The 17204-nt window shown below is 39.0% G+C and carries 11 protein-coding genes; all 11 read right to left on the bottom strand.

The window, feature by feature from the left end; translation table 11 throughout:
• Window positions 1–3: 3 nt before the first annotated feature.
• Window positions 4–7650 carry a filamentous hemagglutinin N-terminal domain-containing protein gene (locus EO116_RS04635; protein ID WP_127160846.1) on the bottom strand — a complete coding sequence of 2549 codons (7647 nt, stop codon included), beginning with the start codon at window positions 7648–7650 and terminating at the stop codon, window positions 4–6.
• A gap of 125 nt (window positions 7651–7775) precedes the next feature.
• Window positions 7776–8909: a type II secretion system protein GspD gene (locus EO116_RS04630; protein WP_164726073.1), complete on the bottom strand. Its 1134-nt coding sequence runs from the start codon at window positions 8907–8909 to the stop codon at window positions 7776–7778.
• A 152-nt stretch (window positions 8910–9061) separates the two neighbouring features.
• Window positions 9062–9838 (bottom strand): hypothetical protein, encoded by a 777-nt coding sequence (locus EO116_RS04625; protein WP_127160844.1) that lies wholly within the window; start codon window positions 9836–9838, stop codon window positions 9062–9064.
• A 19-nt stretch (window positions 9839–9857) separates the two neighbouring features.
• Window positions 9858–10838 carry a UDP-glucose 4-epimerase GalE gene (galE, locus tag EO116_RS04620; RefSeq protein WP_127160843.1) on the bottom strand — a complete coding sequence of 327 codons (981 nt, stop codon included), beginning with the start codon at window positions 10836–10838 and terminating at the stop codon, window positions 9858–9860.
• An 11-nt stretch (window positions 10839–10849) separates the two neighbouring features.
• A complete protein-coding gene (locus tag EO116_RS04615) occupies window positions 10850–12301 on the bottom strand; it encodes a glucose-6-phosphate isomerase (RefSeq protein ID WP_126940742.1) in 1452 nt (483 codons plus the stop codon).
• Window positions 12302–12399: 98 nt separating this feature from the next.
• Window positions 12400–13104: a viroplasmin family protein gene (locus EO116_RS04610; RefSeq protein WP_127160842.1), complete on the bottom strand. Its 705-nt coding sequence runs from the start codon at window positions 13102–13104 to the stop codon at window positions 12400–12402.
• A 2-nt stretch (window positions 13105–13106) separates the two neighbouring features.
• Window positions 13107–13595 (bottom strand): Cys-tRNA(Pro) deacylase, encoded by a 489-nt coding sequence (gene ybaK / locus EO116_RS04605; protein ID WP_127160841.1) that lies wholly within the window; start codon window positions 13593–13595, stop codon window positions 13107–13109.
• Window positions 13596–13603: 8 nt separating this feature from the next.
• Window positions 13604–14602 carry a nucleoid-associated protein gene (locus tag EO116_RS04600; RefSeq protein WP_127160840.1) on the bottom strand — a complete coding sequence of 333 codons (999 nt, stop codon included), beginning with the start codon at window positions 14600–14602 and terminating at the stop codon, window positions 13604–13606.
• A gap of 50 nt (window positions 14603–14652) precedes the next feature.
• Window positions 14653–15570: an NAD-dependent epimerase/dehydratase family protein gene (locus tag EO116_RS04595; protein WP_127160839.1), complete on the bottom strand. Its 918-nt coding sequence runs from the start codon at window positions 15568–15570 to the stop codon at window positions 14653–14655.
• A gap of 90 nt (window positions 15571–15660) precedes the next feature.
• A complete protein-coding gene (locus EO116_RS04590) occupies window positions 15661–16209 on the bottom strand; it encodes an NAD(P)H-dependent oxidoreductase (RefSeq protein ID WP_127160838.1) in 549 nt (182 codons plus the stop codon).
• Window positions 16210–16252: 43 nt separating this feature from the next.
• On the bottom strand, window positions 16253–17182 hold the full coding sequence (locus EO116_RS04585; protein ID WP_127160837.1) for a ComEC/Rec2 family competence protein: 930 nt from the start codon (window positions 17180–17182) through the stop codon (window positions 16253–16255).
• Window positions 17183–17204: the final 22 nt, after the last annotated feature.

Genomic DNA, 17204 nt, shown 5'->3' with positions numbered 1-17204 from the left:
ACCTCATCGAATTTTTAAAACCCGATTTTTCTTTTGTTTGTTTTGTGGAATTAAATCGATATTTACCTCATCAATATGTTTCATATTTCTATCAAACTTTTCAAATCTGCCGTGCATTGTATCTATTGTATAATAAAATCCATTATTATCTTTATATACTATTCTACCATCTAATGACCTTCCTACTTTTTCCCATCCATAATCTGAAGCAATTCCTTTTAACTTAGCAAGTACTGTTCCTATTCTTTCATTTACTGGCATTTTAGAAATCGATTTTTCAAACTCTTGAGCTCTTGAATCGCTAGGTTGTGATGAATCTATTCCACCATTTTTACTATTCGTACTCCGTTTCATAAATAATGTATTAAGATTATGATTTATCTCTCCAGAAAATTTCTTTAATGAAAGTAAACCGTGTGTAGTAGAAACAATACCTTCACTACTAAATCCTAACACTGCGCTTCCATAGTTTAAATTACCAATAGATCCTACACTAGATTTATATAAACCACTAGCTACTTCAAATCCACCTTGTACTCCTCCAACTATATTTCCTATAACTTTGCCAGCTTGGTATTCTGTACTATTCGATGAAATTGGTTTAATTCCAAGTGCATTTTCAGCTACAGCATGACCTACTCCATAGGCTACAACATCATCATATCCTTTTATTGAACCTGCAAGAGTTTCTATTGTTTTGGTTAAAATAGGACTCGTAGGTTGACGATTAGCAGCAAAAGCTCTTCCATTGTAAGTAACATAGTTGACCTCTTCACCATCCCACTCCGTTCTTTGAACATTCCATCCATGATCAGCCAAAAAATCTCCAAATTGATTATAAGTATAGTCAGAATTTCTATTAGTAAACAAAAACTCTCCATTAATATATACATAGTTATTACCGTCGTATGATGTTACTACTCGATTTCTTCTATCAGCATAAATATCGCCATCATTTAAATATGAATTTTTTGACGAGTATAGAATCCCTGCTTCAATATCCCTTCTAACATCATTAGAAAACTGCACACTTACTGGGCTACGCTCAGTCATTTTCGCTAATGTATAATTGAGACCTTTTTTAAAATATTCAGGATTTGTCCATGTATATATACTATCGGCTACAGAACCATCTATTATTTCATCTTTTTCATCTTCTGTACCAATACCATGTTGAACCCTATAATTACTAATAGCAAAATACATTCCAATTATTTCAGCACGTCTTTTCTCACTCTCTGCTTCCATAAGTTGTCTCAAAAATGCTTGTTGCTCTTCATGTGTTAACCAGTTAAATTTATCTGCATAAGTTTTTAACGAGTAATAGGGATTTTTCGACTTTTCTGCTATAAAATTTGATATAGAATAAAGCCCCTTTGATACATTTGATGGAAGCTTTTTACTATACTCATTTATAGAGCCATAAAATCCTCCTTGAAGCATATTATATCCGCTCAATGAGCTGAGAAATCCACTCGCTATACCGTGAGCAATAACCTTATATAAACCTCCATCTCCCCATTTATGATAATTACTTTCAAGTTTATTTGCTAGTGAATTATTTCCACTCTTTTCAGCTTCTAACTTTTTTTGCAACAAGTTTTTTTGTTTTTTATAAGCCATATCACCAATTAAGGTAAAGATTTTACTTGATATACTCCCTATATAATCAGACTTTTCTATAACTTTTTTCTTTTCAAAAATCTGAGGTAGTGGATATATATTATCCTCTATGTTGCTATTTTCATTTTTTAAGGATACATTAATCTCTTCTGATACAATACTACCTTTTGCGATAATTGTTTTTGTTCTATTGGAAATGCCATCACTTATAGGGGGCAAGTGAATGCCAGTATATTGAAAATCTATTTTATTATTGGCTTTATTACCTATATTAATTCTATTACTTATCTTACCCAAATAAGTATGCCCTGTTACACTATATTTCGCCCTATTCTCCATATCCTTCATAACTAACTGTTTTGTTTTCAGTATGTTCCTATCTGTTTTACTAGATAACAGGGCCCCTTCTAATGTGGTCGTATTGCCTACGGATATGTTGAATCCTGTACTCCCTGCATAGAGTCCAGATTGGTGAATCACAGAGGTGTATTTGCTATCTATATCAGTCCGTTGCAAGGAGCTTTGTAACGATTTGAATGCACCTTTCTTAGATAGGCTAAGTCCCATGCCACCAGATGTAGTATGGTCTGTATAGTCATGTGTATCTTGTACAGAGTGAATCTCTAAATTTCCACCAATATTTGCTTGGATAGCCTCCCCTTTAAGAACACCATCTTTGATGTGTACATCCTGTTTTGTGTTCACTCCAAGGGTATTCGTTGCTATTATCTTTGTAGGATCATGGACTATGTCTGTACCGGCTATACTACCTTTACTGCCACTGGCATTGACGGATATATCGGAGAATCGATGTTGTAAAAGGTCATAGGAAATACCTAGAGATCCTTGCTTCTGTTTCATACTCTGTGACATCTTAGAGGTTGTTTCTTTGCCTTTCACATAGATACCGTTCGCAGAGTCTAAAGTAATGTCCTTGCCTTGTACATCGCTTCCTTCTATGCGGATATCATCCTTCTTAGTGGTAACACGAATATGTCCATCGGATACAACGGTCGATGCTTTTGCTATCTTACTATCTACATTCGTAGAGGCTTCACTTCTTTCTGTGCCTAAAGATAGATTGAGGTGTAAACTCTTGGCTTGGTCTTTCAGTTTAGATTTTTCTATAGATGTCTTAGCATCGTCATAGGTTTTGTAGGCTAATAGAGCTTTCAATCGTTCGTCTTTTACAGAGTTTGCTCGTGTGAGTGTACCTACTGCATTGGTTGTAGTATCTACTAAGCGATTCGACAATGAGAGAGTAAGCCCACTTTTAGAAAATCTATGTGTTTCTTCTGTATGGGATGTGGTATAACCATTGCGTATTGTCACACCAGAGCCTTGAACCTGAATATCCCCTTTAGATGCTACATCACTAGCTTCTATTTGTGTAGATCCTGTAGCACCTAATGTGACAGAACCAAAGCGACTTCCAATCACGCTGCCTTTGGCTACACTACTCGTAGCATCATAGGTATCTGTTTGTCTTTGTTTTCCAATAGTAAGGCTAAGACCGCCATTACCAAAGATACCCGATTTACGTACTTCCTCACGATGAGTGGCACCAGATTCTTCCTGTGCTGATGTAATGGTCAAATTGCCTTCACTTGTAACCGTAACATCTGCATCCCCCACTATATGGCTGGCTTTAACTAGTACGTCTTGCTTACCATCTACCTTAACAGTACCACTGGAAATCGTAGAGCCTACGACTGTATCTGTACGTTTATGGTCGTAGACATCACGTGTGGTAGACGATAAGAACCCTCTATCTTTTTGATGGATTTCAGATAGTGTTTCATGACGCTCAGTACCATGTGCAATAGAGACTCGACCTGCTTGTACATCTACAAGACCCGTTTTACTATGTATAGTGCTTCCTTTCATGGATACATTGTTATCCATACGCACCTTAACACCAGTCTCGCCTTCAATGGTCGCTCCTAGATTCTGTTCTTCTATAACCATCTTACGGTTGAAATAGTCACTACCTCTAGCACCCACTGCTACATCTGATACAGTTCTATCTGTTACATTCGTAAGGAGTAGAGACTTCCCTCTAAGATCCACTGCGTGTCCCATCATACGGGAGCCTTGCAAGGTGATTTCTCCCCCTTGGACTTGTACCGTATGTCCTTGTACGGTACTTCCTAGGTTCTTAGTAGAGTCTAAGGTCACTCCACTACCTATGTAGCGATTTTGTAAGGCACGAGCAGAGATTTGTATATCTTTCCCTGCGAGATTCACCGTACTATTTCCCTGTATAGTAGCACCTACAGAACGTATGGAATCCCCTTGGATATGGATGCCGCCATCACTAGTGATACTAGCATTTCCATGCGCTGTATCTTGTCGATGTCCCAACGAAGTATTAGTGGTTATCTGCGTTTCATTCCGGATATCTTTTCCTTCTATGTGAACACCATCTTTACCATGTATACGACCAGAAATATTTTCTAACATATCTGTGCGTATAGAAACTAGATTACCATTCATAGACCCACTGAGGTTATGAACATAATTACCTGTAATGGACAGAGAGCCCTCTGCTTGTATGCTACCCGTATTATCTACTTTTTGGCTTATTACCTGCACATCTTTACCCAAAACTATACTACCATCTTTGCGCAAATCTCCAGGTTGTAACATACTGTTAGGTATACCTGAAAGTAAGGACTGATCATGATCTGTATATTTCGTAAGGGTATGACCACTTTGATGGAGTTCTTCTTTCGCTATTTCTTGATCTTCATATCCATGGCGCAATCGATTGTACACTCGTTCTGGGTCTGCTTGTAATCTAGCGACCATATAGTCACTAGACAAAAATTGCTTTTTATCTGTATATAAAGGGTTATCTTCTACCTTAGCTACGGCAAGGGGATCCGTCGTCATGTAGAGTTGTTTTGATGGTTCCAACACTGGGGTCACTAATTTGGAAATATCTGTAGGTGCCACTGCAGTTTCAACTTTTTTATCTCGCACTGCATAAGCTGTTCCATCTGCCTCAAGTGTTGTATTGGTAAATGCATTAGACTGGATCCTCGTAGTTCCGTGACTGCCTAATACAGCAATACGTTCACTGGATGGGCTACTTTCAGCATCAAAGATTATATGATGTTCATAGGGAATATCTGTATGTCCATAGACCCACTTTTTACGTTTCCACCAACGTTTTTTCTGTTTATACTTCCAGTAATGTCTATCTCGGCCTATATCATCATAATGAACCGTCCCTTGATATCCTGTGTTAGTAACAGAATCTGCCGTAATCTGTAAGCCGTCCTTAGCCATTATCTGACTGTGTGTATTTTGAACAGTTTTTCCTGTAATATGGATGGTACCATCGCTCAGTATTCTAGATGTAGCGGTTTCCTCTTCTATGGTGCCTGTATGAATCGTTCTATGGTATTTTCTATCTGCCTCATAATAGTTTGGCTGGTCTAGATGCGGTATGCCCTCATACTTATCTTCTTCTGAAATGGTCCACCCTGTCTTAAACACATCCTTATGATTTTGTATCTTAGGGGCTTTGATAGTGAGATCACCTTTGACAATGACATCTGAGGACCTATTTTCAAAGCTCTCTTTTCCCAGTACATAGGCGTTACCACCCACATACATATCTGAACCAAAGTAAGAACCTTTGCTGTTGATATTCCGAATGTGGCGACCTTGCGCACGCAAATTACCTAGTACATGCCACAATCCACTGGTGTTCGTCACATTCTCTTTCATATCTATCTCTGTATCGTTTTTTGCAAAGAGAATGCCTTTCGTATTGGCAAACGTATCTCCTTGTATCTGCAAGGTATCTTCTGCAATGATAGCCCCTGTGTTTATGTTTTCTAAGTTGCCCACAGTTACGTGCATCATACCATGACTGACTACATGGGATGCATCATTTTGTAACGTATCTCCCGTGATATGTAAACTGCCACCAGCTTCTAACACAGAGGAGTTGCTATTCAGGATATGGTTAGCCGAAATATGGACAGTCTGATTCGCCTTCATAATGCCCTTATGTTGTACAAGCTCGTTTCCAGTCAATTGGAGAGTGTCTTTACTTTCAACAAAGCCTGCATTGTGCATAGTGTTAGCAGATATATGCATTGTATGTGCCGCTATGTTACCTGTGTTCTCTAGGTTTTCTGTGTCAATACGAAGGTGATGGCCCCATAGTTCACTGCGGCGGTTACGTAAATTGTCACTGATGAAAGTACTATCCATCTGCTGTCCCCCATAGCCTTTGCCTACGATGTCTATATAAGATTTTCCTTGCAAGGTCATATGAGCGCCATTGATCACGCCTAATCCATTGACGGTCATACCATTAGGATTCACAATGACTACATCTGCTGGATTTCCTGCCACTTCTATATATCCCTTCAAAATAGATGGACTCGTAGAAGTGACCTCATTGATGATTGTCTTAGCACCATTCCCAGCTAGAAACATATTTTTATCTATATACCCAGCTAATTGAGTCTTTGTGTATTTCGTGGCATTATTGAGAATAAGACCTCTCTCTTTCACATTAAACTGTGTATATGCATTGTGAGAAACACCGTTTCCATCAACACCGGCAATGTGTAGAATATCTATCCCATTCCTCGTCGTATCTAGGATCGGTTGACGATTCTTAGGAGCATTTACATCTACAGTAATGGGTAACTCTTCTTGTGTATCCTCTACCACAACCTTGCTAGGTATGTGTGGGATAGGTTGTATAGTCGGTGTATGTAAAGGATTCTCTAGTGTTGGTTTTAGGATATCTACAGGTGTTTCCGGTGTAGGTGTTTGCGATTCTATATGCAACTTATCTTTTGATACTACTTGTATATGGTTTCGATCTACTTCTACCTGTTTCCCACGTACAGTGATATCCCCAGACTGAGAGCGCATGCCTCCTTGATACACAATAGAGTCTGTACCTTGGATAGTTAGATTATCTGCGCTGGAAATCACTCCCTGTCCACGTAGATTAGTAACATTGGCCTCAATCTGTTTTCCTTGTAGGTTTCCATCGTTGGTCAGAGTACCGCTTTGTATTGTCACTGTTTCATCACTCACAAGGGTGCCACGATTATGAAAGTCTTGGCTACGAATTTCCAATTCTTTAGCACTATGAATGCTAGTAGGCTCTTGCTGTGAACCACCTTGTTCGATGGTGAGATTGCCTGCTGTGTCAATGTGTAGGCTCCCTGCTATGGCATCAATGGAGCCACTGATATTAACACCTACTCCAGATTCTGTACCGATTAAAGAAATGGTATTTCCATACATACCACCAAGAGCCCCTACATCTAAGGCAACACCTGTGGGGGTACTTTCACCAGATTCCCTAGCTGTTACAGTTCCATCCGCATAGTTCACTGTATTACGTCCTGTGATAGCTCGAATAGAATCTTGTGCCACCACATCTGCATTGATACGTATAGTCCTTGCTAACAAATCCACCTTTGAAATAGGGGTATATACATTAGAGCCACTTTGTTCTGTAGGTGCATTGATACCTCCTGTGACATCAATATTTCCTTTCTCAATAACAAAATTTTCTAACCGACCATCTACCATGTGTGGGACACCTGTAGTAAGTGTGGCTTTTGGGGTGTTGATAAAATGAACCCCTTTGACAGAAATCCCGTTCGGATTGGCAATAACCACATCCGCAGGCTGTCCTGCTACTTCAAAAGCTCCTGCTAACTGTGATGTAGAAGTCCCTACTACTTCGTTGACAATAAGGCTCGCAGACTCTCGTAAGTTAGGGTTTGCATTTACAGGACCAATCTGGGTGCTAACCGTTGGTGTAGTGGCGTTGTTAAAGATAGCCCCCGTATCTGTAGAAAAGGACTCATACCGATTATGGGATACACCATGTACTGGATTGGTAATCTGTATAACTGGGACAGCCTGACTATTGTCCACCATTACCTCTTGACTGACAATGCCCTGTGCTGCATAGGTTCCTAATTGCAAAGACAATGTAATCCATAACGTTAAGAGTTCTTTTCTTTCTTTTCTCATATCTATACCTCTATTACATAACGACCATACCTATAAAACCCGATATGTTCTATATTTTTATCTTATCATATTGATAAGGTATATTGGAATAGAGAATAAGTATATATAGTATTTTAACTTTTTATTTATTGAATTACCTTAGCCGTCACTAAAATATATAATTCTACTTCATCTTTTGTTTTACGACTATGTTGAAATAGTTTCCCAAGAAGAGGAATATCTCCCAAGATAGGTACCTTTTGCCATTGACGCATAGTACGTCGATCCATCAATCCACCAATGACTAATGTTTCTCCATCAGGTATGCGCACTCTTGTTTTTGCTTGCCGTGTGGTAATTCGATAAGCTTTCATTTCAGGTACTAAGGTAGGGTTACTCACTTCTGCTTCCACAATGGTATCAATATGATTTCCCTGTAGTACAGAGGGCTTACATCGCAGTCGTATACCAGCCTCTTCATAACGAATACTAGTTCTAGTGACACCATTTTGGATAGATTCTACTGTCACCGGCACGCGTTCACCAATAAGAATGCTTGCTTCCTCTCCATTAAGAGCTACAATACTAGGTCTTGCAATCAATGCCATACGACTACTTCCTTCTTTAGCAGAGACTGTAGGGTGCGCTAAAAACGAATACGATGTACTCTTAGGCATATGACCGATATAAACATTTCCTTCCATAGCTGATTCAGATTTCCCGTTCATGGAAAGCCCTGAACTTTGTAATCCAGGAAATGACCATTGTACACCTAGTTCTTTTGCATAGCCTTTTTCCATAGCCAATACCGCCACATCTAACTGAACCTGCTTCGGTGCTGTATGCCAAGATCGAAGTAATTTTTCTACTTCTAAAATTTCATGAACTGTCCCGTAATAGATGACTTCATTCGTGCTTGGCATCACTTGTACATGTTCTTTAGGCACTACGGACTGAACAAGATTGCTCAATTCCTCAGGCGTTCCTATTTCCGCTACGATTCGACGCACATGTCGACGCTCTTTTTCTTCATGGCGCCCCTCTACGATGAAGGTGCCACCTTCTTCATAGACTAAAAAACCTAACTGTGATCCTAACTTAGTAATGGCCTCTTGTCCAGAATTTTCTTGTACATCTAAAGTAACATTCCCCTCTAATGTATCTAATCCTACTACTGAAAGTTTCTCCGTCCTAGCTATGGTTTGTACCAATGTTCGTAAAGGCATATCTTTAGCCATAATATGTAACGCCTGTGCTGGAGTAATCCCTAAAACTATCATTATCACCGCATAAGCTATTCCCCAGCGATAGATAGGTTTATGGATATGGATTACTACCTTTCTTTTAAGATAATTTACTATTCTAATCCACATATGTATTTTCTCCCTTCATATCTCTACCTTTTACTACATTTAAGTTTTCCGCCCAGCTTTTATTCTATCCAACGAATAGACCCATTAATTTGAACCTGAACCTTTGTCTCTCCAACCGTGATAACCTGTACACCCTCAGCCTGTTCTCCTTCATGTACTGTATATATATTTCCATTAATCTCTAATACTCCCACTGGAGCATCTCCATACACGATACCTAACACATGAACCACTGGCGCTTGATGATGTACACGATCATGATGTTTAGACGTTCTTTTTACCTCTAGTGGTTGATACAAATGGTCTGTATTTCCTTCTCTAGTATGTCTTCCCATACGTATTTCTTTTTCCTTAATATCTATACCACTACTATCTAGCCCTTGCATCTCTTTCCCCTTAATTCCTACTATCTCCTTAGAAAATGTGTCCACTAATGGATAGGGACGTAATACATTTCGAATAGGGAATATCAGCGTGCCATTTGATAAGCCATCTTTTGTAGATGATTCTTTCATTGTAGATGATTCTTTCATTGTAGATGATTCTTTCATTGTAGATGGTTTCTCTTTTTGAGCAGTATGCTTTTTCCTAGGACTAGCCTCAGAAGAAACAGAATCTATATCTGTATTTCTCTGTTTCCCTCCCTCTGCCCTGTTACTTTCACGATGGGATTGCACAGGGCTTTCTAACTGCTCCACCTCCGACCAAACAGACTCTTTCCAACCTAGATAGCAAATTAGGCACAATAAAACGGTCGCCCCGAAAACGAGACGACCGTGTGTACGTATATATCTTTCTATTTGGTTGTAGAGGTCTTTCACAGATGATACTTTCATCATGTCCTCCTATATACGATTAATATCCTTTTGGATGTAGTTGATGCCAATTCCAAGCATCACGGATCACTTCTTGTACTGTACTGTGAACTGGTTTCCAGCCTAATTTTGCATGAATCTTTTCTGAAGATGCAATTAATGTACCTGGATCCCCAGCACGACGTTCACCGTAATCAACGCGGAAATCTACACCTGTCACTTCTTTAGTAGCAGCTACGATTTCATTTACACTAAAACCATTACCTGAACCTAAGTTAAATACGTCTGATTCTCCACCATTATACAGATATTCCATAGCTAGAATATGAGCTGACGCCAAATCATTTACATGCACGTAATCACGTACGCATGTACCATCCGCAGTATCATAATCTGTACCAAATACAGTGATGGATTCACGCTTACCCAAAGCTGCATCAATAATAAGTGGAATTAGATGTGTTTCTGGTGTATGATCTTCACCAATTTCACCAGATGGATCGGCACCTGCTGCATTAAAGTAACGCAGCGCTACAAATTGAAATCCATAAATTTTGCTATAGTCACGAAGCATATCTTCAATCATCAATTTTGTGCGACCATACACATTGGTAGGATTCCATTTCGCATCTTCTGTAATAGGTACTACTTCTGGTTCACCATAGACAGCTGCTGTAGAGGAGAATACTAATCGATTCACGCCATGTTTACGAGCTGTTTCTACTAAGCGATAAGAGCCTACTACATTATTTTCATAATAGATTGATGGATTTACCATGGATTCGCCCACTTGAGAGTGTGCTGCAAAGTGCATGATACCATCAATTTTATGGGTATCTAGAACCTCACCTAATGCAGGGTCTGTAATATCCATTTCATAGAATGGTACTCCTGTAGGAATTGACTCCTTATGGCCTCGAGATAAATTATCTACAATCACCACTTGATGTCCTGCTCCTAATAAGGCACGTACTGTATGGCTACCAATATACCCAGCGCCACCTGTCACTAAAATATTCATTCTTACTTCTCCTATGCTTTTGAAAGTTTAGGTCCTAATAATTTTTTATACACTTCTACGCCTGGTTGATTGAAAGCATCCACCCCTGCCAATTGTCCTTCAAAGTAGATGGCCCAGCACATAGTAAACATCAATTCTCCCAAGTGGAAGGCATTCATGGTTGGAACTTGGTAGGTCCCATTAAATCGTCCATCACTGGCTAAGGACTCTGCATTAGATGCCAAGGCCGCACGATTGATAAATCCTAAGTCAAGACCGGCTAAAGCTTCTAGTTTACTATATTGGTCATACATATGTGGCACTGTTAGATTCACATGCCAATTTTCTACATCTACAAAAGATACAACTTTATCATAGCGACCTTCTTGATGTTCCTGTGTTTGGGCATGCATGTCTGTAGTACCTACCGCTACAATTGGAGTACGACCATAGTGTCCAGATTTATCATCTTTTTCTTTACCTAAGGATTCCGCTAATAATTGTACATACCATTCAGATAAGGATTTCAAACGATCTGCATAAGGCATAAATACTTCAATATGACGACCATATTGTTCAGAGCCAATATATTTTAACACAGCACTTAACAATGCTGGATTCTTCCAGACATCTTGTTCTTTAGCTGCTATATCTGCTGCTTTAGCCCCCTCTAAATAATCATGAATGTCAAATCCTAATAAAGCACCGATTACCAACCCTACTTCAGAGAATACAGAGAAACGACCACCAATGCCATCAGGTACAGCGAAGATGGAGTCTCCCCAACCTTCTGCAACAGCTAACTTATGTAATAACGTTTCTTTGTCATCATCTCTAGGATCTGTTACAACTAGCACTTCATAATTAATCATTGCTACTTCTAGGGCTTCTTTCACAATCATGAAGTTTGTCATTGGTTCAATAGTAGAACCAGATTTAGAAATTAGCACCAATAGCACTTTATACTCATTAGGTACATGGGCATGGTCTTCTAAAAATTGTTGCTCTTTCCATTCTCTTTGTAATTGCTTGATTAATTCTTGGGTACGTACAGGGTCAACATTATTACCACTGAAATACATACGTGGGCGGTAATTACGTTCTTCATCACTCATGGAGTTCCAAAACTCCCCACAATGTACGTCAAATAATACTTTTCCACCTAGGAAAGAACCACCAATACCAAAGCTGACTACAGTACTAACCTTCTTTTCTTTCAAAGCATCAAGGCGAGCCATCACTGTTGGGTTGTTAATATGGCCTTCCACTACATACGGCAATTGTGGAAAAAGTACTAATTCAGGCTCTCCATCTTTGGATAGATGGCCTTTTACAACACCATGATGACGAGTTTCTTCCGCTGCTGCTAAGGCATCAGAAATCGCAGTGCCTAAGTTTGTTACATCTGCTTCCGTCACCCCACCAGGTAACATCATATTTGTATAATCATAAACAAAACCAGAGTCTAATTGAATCCGTTTCATAGTTTCCTCCTATGTACAGTATGATTGTAATCGTACTTTTATTGTACATCAAATCATGGAGAGATTAAAGGAATTTTATGAGAAATTTCCTACCAGTGTTATTTTAGTAGCGTTCCTTTCTTTGCTAATGCATCTGCACGGTCGTTATAGACAATACCAGAGTGAGCTTTTACCTTATGAAAATCGATACGAAGTTGTTTGCTAGCTTCTTTCATTCGTTTTGCATAGTTAGTTGTTAATGAATTATTTGTTTTCCATCTACCTGTAGCCCACATTTCAATGCCCATGTAATCATAATAGAGAGAGCATGAGGTATACCCATGGTTTAGTGCATAGTCCACTACATGAAGGGCCGCTAATAATTCCCCAGACACATTCCAATATGCTACATGATTCGGTTCTGTACTGGAAAGAGAAAACTCTATCTCTTCTGTACCAAGAAGGATAACCCCTCCTGATCCAACCACACCTTTTCGCTTATCAAAACTTCCGTCAATAAAAGCACGAACTTCACAAGGATCTGACTCCACTATTTGGCTTATGTCATCAGTCTGTGTCTTAAGATATTCCCCTACGCTCATCCGCTTAGAAGCTCCAAGCGATGTTTTCTTTGCTCCACGTTGTTTGGCAATCGAACTATTAGCTATACTTACGTTGCCCATATAGGCTTTTGCTTCTGCTTCTGTAGGGAAAGACTTATACTGCGCACCAGGAAAGCCTTTTACTTGCACTTCACAGTCAGACCATGTCACATAGATTCCCGGATTGTGCCCTACTCGAACAGCATAATATTTCTTTGCCATACTTACCCCATTGTCAATGGCGCTATCGTGCCACCTACTACGTCTACTAATGCTTGTGGATTGACTTTGACTTGCATCCCTCTAAGACCTGCACTGACATAGACCATAGGAATGGATGTAATGCTATCATCAAAATAGGTGGGAAATGCTTTTTTCATCCCTAAGGGAGAGCAGCCACCACGTAAGTAACCTGTTAACGGTAATAAGTCTTTTACCGCAATCAGTTCTACTGATTTATTTCCACTCACTCGTGCGGCTTGTTTCATATCTAATTCCCCTTCTACAGGAATGCAGAACACCACATGACCAGTTACATTGCCTTTCCCCACCAATGTTTTAAACACTTGTTCAGGCGAAATATGCAAAGATTCAGCTACGTGTATACCAGCTCCACGTTCTTCAGACCATTCGTAGGTGAACACTTCATAGTCAATATGGTGAGTATCTAGTATGCGTAATGCATTTGTTTTTTTATGTCCTTTTTTACTCATAAGACCCCCTATTTGTTGGTAATCTTTGAAATATTTTTTAATTCAATGCGCAAGGTACCATTTTCATTTGTTGAAATCTCAATAAACTCGCGATCATTCATATATTCTACTGGAAATGAAAGTTCAATACCCGTATCCGTTTTAATTTTATGTTGCTTCCCCACTTTAGTCGCATAGGTCCGGCTCACTGGCAATGGTTCAAGTAAATCTTCTTCTGCTAGCTCTTTCATAGCTGCTTCTCGCTGAATGGGGTTCGTACTAAACACTTGCTCAATAATATGTCGTGCTTCTAATGTGTCAGAAACTTCTGCATTCTTAGCTAGTAATTCTTTTGTTTTAGCCATAGCTGCCACACCATCTTGCTCATGAGCTTTAGAAATTCGATCTACCACAGTGCGTACTTTTTTCACTGTATCTTTAGAAGACGGATTCGTGGTAACCTGAAAGATTCGTTCTTCCAAGAAGTGCATTTTCTCTCCATCATATTCTCCTTTCGGTTCAAAGAGACGAATGGATAAATCAGAAAGTTTAATACTTGCAAAAGCATATAGTTTTTGTGTCACTGTTGGTAATACGACTCTATGCTCTACTAATTTTGTTGCTAATGAACCATCCTCTTCTGAATATAATTGGTGAGTATATCCATCATGAGCTTTACAAAGAAGAACACAAAGGTAAGCTTGCTCTCCTTGTGCTTCACAGACAATCATATCTAGTACACATGGATCCATCGCTTGTGCCATATAGGTAAATAAAGTCTCACCTAGTTCTTTACCAAACTCTACAAGGCTTACTTCTTGATTCTCCAATTGTTTAATCTTTCGCCCCCATGGGGTTTGGTCCGAGATATAACCAGTTCTGGCTCCAGGGTCTTGTAATGCTTTCATCACATGCATTTCAAGATAGCTCTGTATTTCTGGTTCAGTAATATCCATAGGATGATCTGAATAAGCAGACATAGAAGACGTAAAGTCAAACACTTCCAGTACAGCTGCATTAATTTGCATAGTTCCTCCTCAATAACAAAGAGCTTTGCCTACGCAAAGCTCTTATGATGTTATCTATTATCTTTCACATAGTGATAGGTATTTTCCAGTCCTCTTTGTAACGTCCATTTAGGCATATACCCTAAACATTGTTTTGCTTTTGCAGTACTCAATAAAGAATGTTTAATATCACCAATGCGCGGTTCTTCATAATGACGTTCTACCGTTGTGCCAGCAATGTGCTCTAATGTGTCGATTAAATCATTCACAGAAATTCCAATTTCTGTACTCACATTGATGACCCCTGTTACATCATTATCTAACCCTAATATATTAGCTTCCACTACATCATCCACATAGACAAAGTCACGCGTTTGCTCACCATCGCCAAAAATTTTGATAGATTCGCCATTTGCCACATGTTCGCAGAAAATGCTAACAACACCACCTTCACCGCCATTGCCTTGACGTGGTCCATATACATTAGAATAGCGATAGCAAATATAGGGTAATCCAAAAGATTCTTGGTAAATACGCAAATAACCTTCCGTAGTTAATTTTGTCAATCCATAGCAAGAACGAGGCACTCCTGCCAATTCTTCTGTCAAAGGTAATACCTCTAAATCACCATATACCGCAGCAGAGGATGGCATAAGGAATTTTTTTACACCCACTTTAACAGAGGCTTGTAATAAGTTCAATAGTCCCATTAGATTGATATCACAATCTTCTGTTGGATGTACCATAGATTCTGCTACTACTGTTTGCGCTGCCTCATGAAATACATAGTCCGGTTGAAAGTTTGTAAACACATCATGTATCTTTGTATCTCGTATATCTAGTTCTAAAAATTCAGCTTGTTCATTCACAAATGTTCGCAATCCACTGCTTAAATTGTCAATGACAAGTACACGATGTCCCTCTTGAATCAATCGATCTACTAGATGTGATCCAATGAAACCGGCACCGCCTGTTACAATTATATTCATATTCCTCATTCCTGTATCAATGACTGTCTTAATAATGTAAATTATACACCGTATTTAATCTACCACAATAGTATGTAACCTATGGCGTCCTTAAGCTTCTATATACTGAACTAATTGTTCACAGTGCTCTTTTGCTTGTCTATGAATCACTTGTAGCTGTGCATCTTCACCTGTATATAGCATATTGCCAGTGAAGACACCTCCTTTAAAATTCATTTTACAGAACTTACAAGTAGCTTCACAGGTTTTAAATATTTCATCAATGGTAATGCCTTTATCACCATACAACGCATATTCATCATTACCACAAGCGGCGGTAAGACCAACAACCATATCCTTACCGGCTACTGCATAGGTATCTGCTCCATAGGCCCAACCATAAGCAAACACTTCTTCAAACCATCTCATAATCAGCGATGTTAAAGAGTACCAAAATAGAGGAGACTGTATCACAATCGTATCTGCCCACAGCAGCTTTTCACGTTCTGCTTCTACATTGATCTTGTAATCTCCGTAGAGCACTTCCAAACGATCAAACTCAGCCTTAGGATATTTTTCTTTAAGCAACGCGAGAATCTCTTTGTTTGCCACAGAATTTTCTTCGTGGGTATGACCTGTTACAATTAAAATGTTTTTCATTTCTATACCTCCCCTAATTTAGACCCTTATATAATACACTCTATTATCGTTCTCGTTGGATATCATAGTCTGTACCATTTGTCCGAATGGTAACAGTCCCCATTGTATCTGTACGATAGATATCTACATGTTCCTCCAATAAACGTGCCATAGCTTTCTCACCAGGATGTCCATACGAATTATGTAAACCTGCAGAAATAACAGCTGCTTCTGGTCGAACAGAACGAATAAAATCTTTTTGACTGGAACCATTACTACCATGGTGTCCCACTTTTAAGACTTTACTAGACATTTTTGTATTTTGCTCTTTAATAAGACGTGCTTCTTCTTCTTTTTCCGCGTCACCAGTCATAAGCATAGAAAACTTACCAAATGTCAGCTTACCTACAATGGAGTTATTATTTTGATGAACTTCACCTTTTTTGTCAGCCATCACTTCCCCTTTCCAAGGGGCATAGACCTCAAAATACGCTCCATTTCCTAAGTCTAACCGATCAACTTTATGAAGTGTTTCACGATGAATCTGTTTTGTCTCTATCGTTTTTAAATAGGTTCTATAGGTACCACTATCGATATCGATGCCATTATCATAGACATGTTTAATCGGGATTGCTTTGGCAATAGCATAGAAACCGCCAATATGGTCCGCATGAGGATGTGTCAAAATGACATTTTCTAATTCCTTCACACCATATTTTTTTAATAAGGCGACCACCTGTGGTCTATGTTCAATATCACCTGTATCAATCATGGAAAATCTATCACCAATTTGGAGTAAAATTGCATCTCCTTGTCCGATATCTAGTACATGAACTTTCATAGTACCAGTTGGTGCTTGCGTAGATTGACTGACTTCTGTCTTTGCAACATTTGCATTCACCTGTGAAAGTTCTTTTCCACAACCTAGTAGGCTAAGTAGTGATACTACCAACACACCTAACAAGAGTAGATATTTATATATTGTTTTTTTCATTTTGAAGTACTTTCTAATTTCT

The organism is Veillonella sp. VA137 (assembly GCF_003992015.1).
In the GTDB taxonomy this organism is placed as follows: Bacteria; Bacillota; Negativicutes; order Veillonellales; family Veillonellaceae; genus F0422.
The sequence above is the reverse complement of the archived record's forward strand: the minus strand, read 5'-3'. Positions and strand labels throughout refer to the sequence as shown.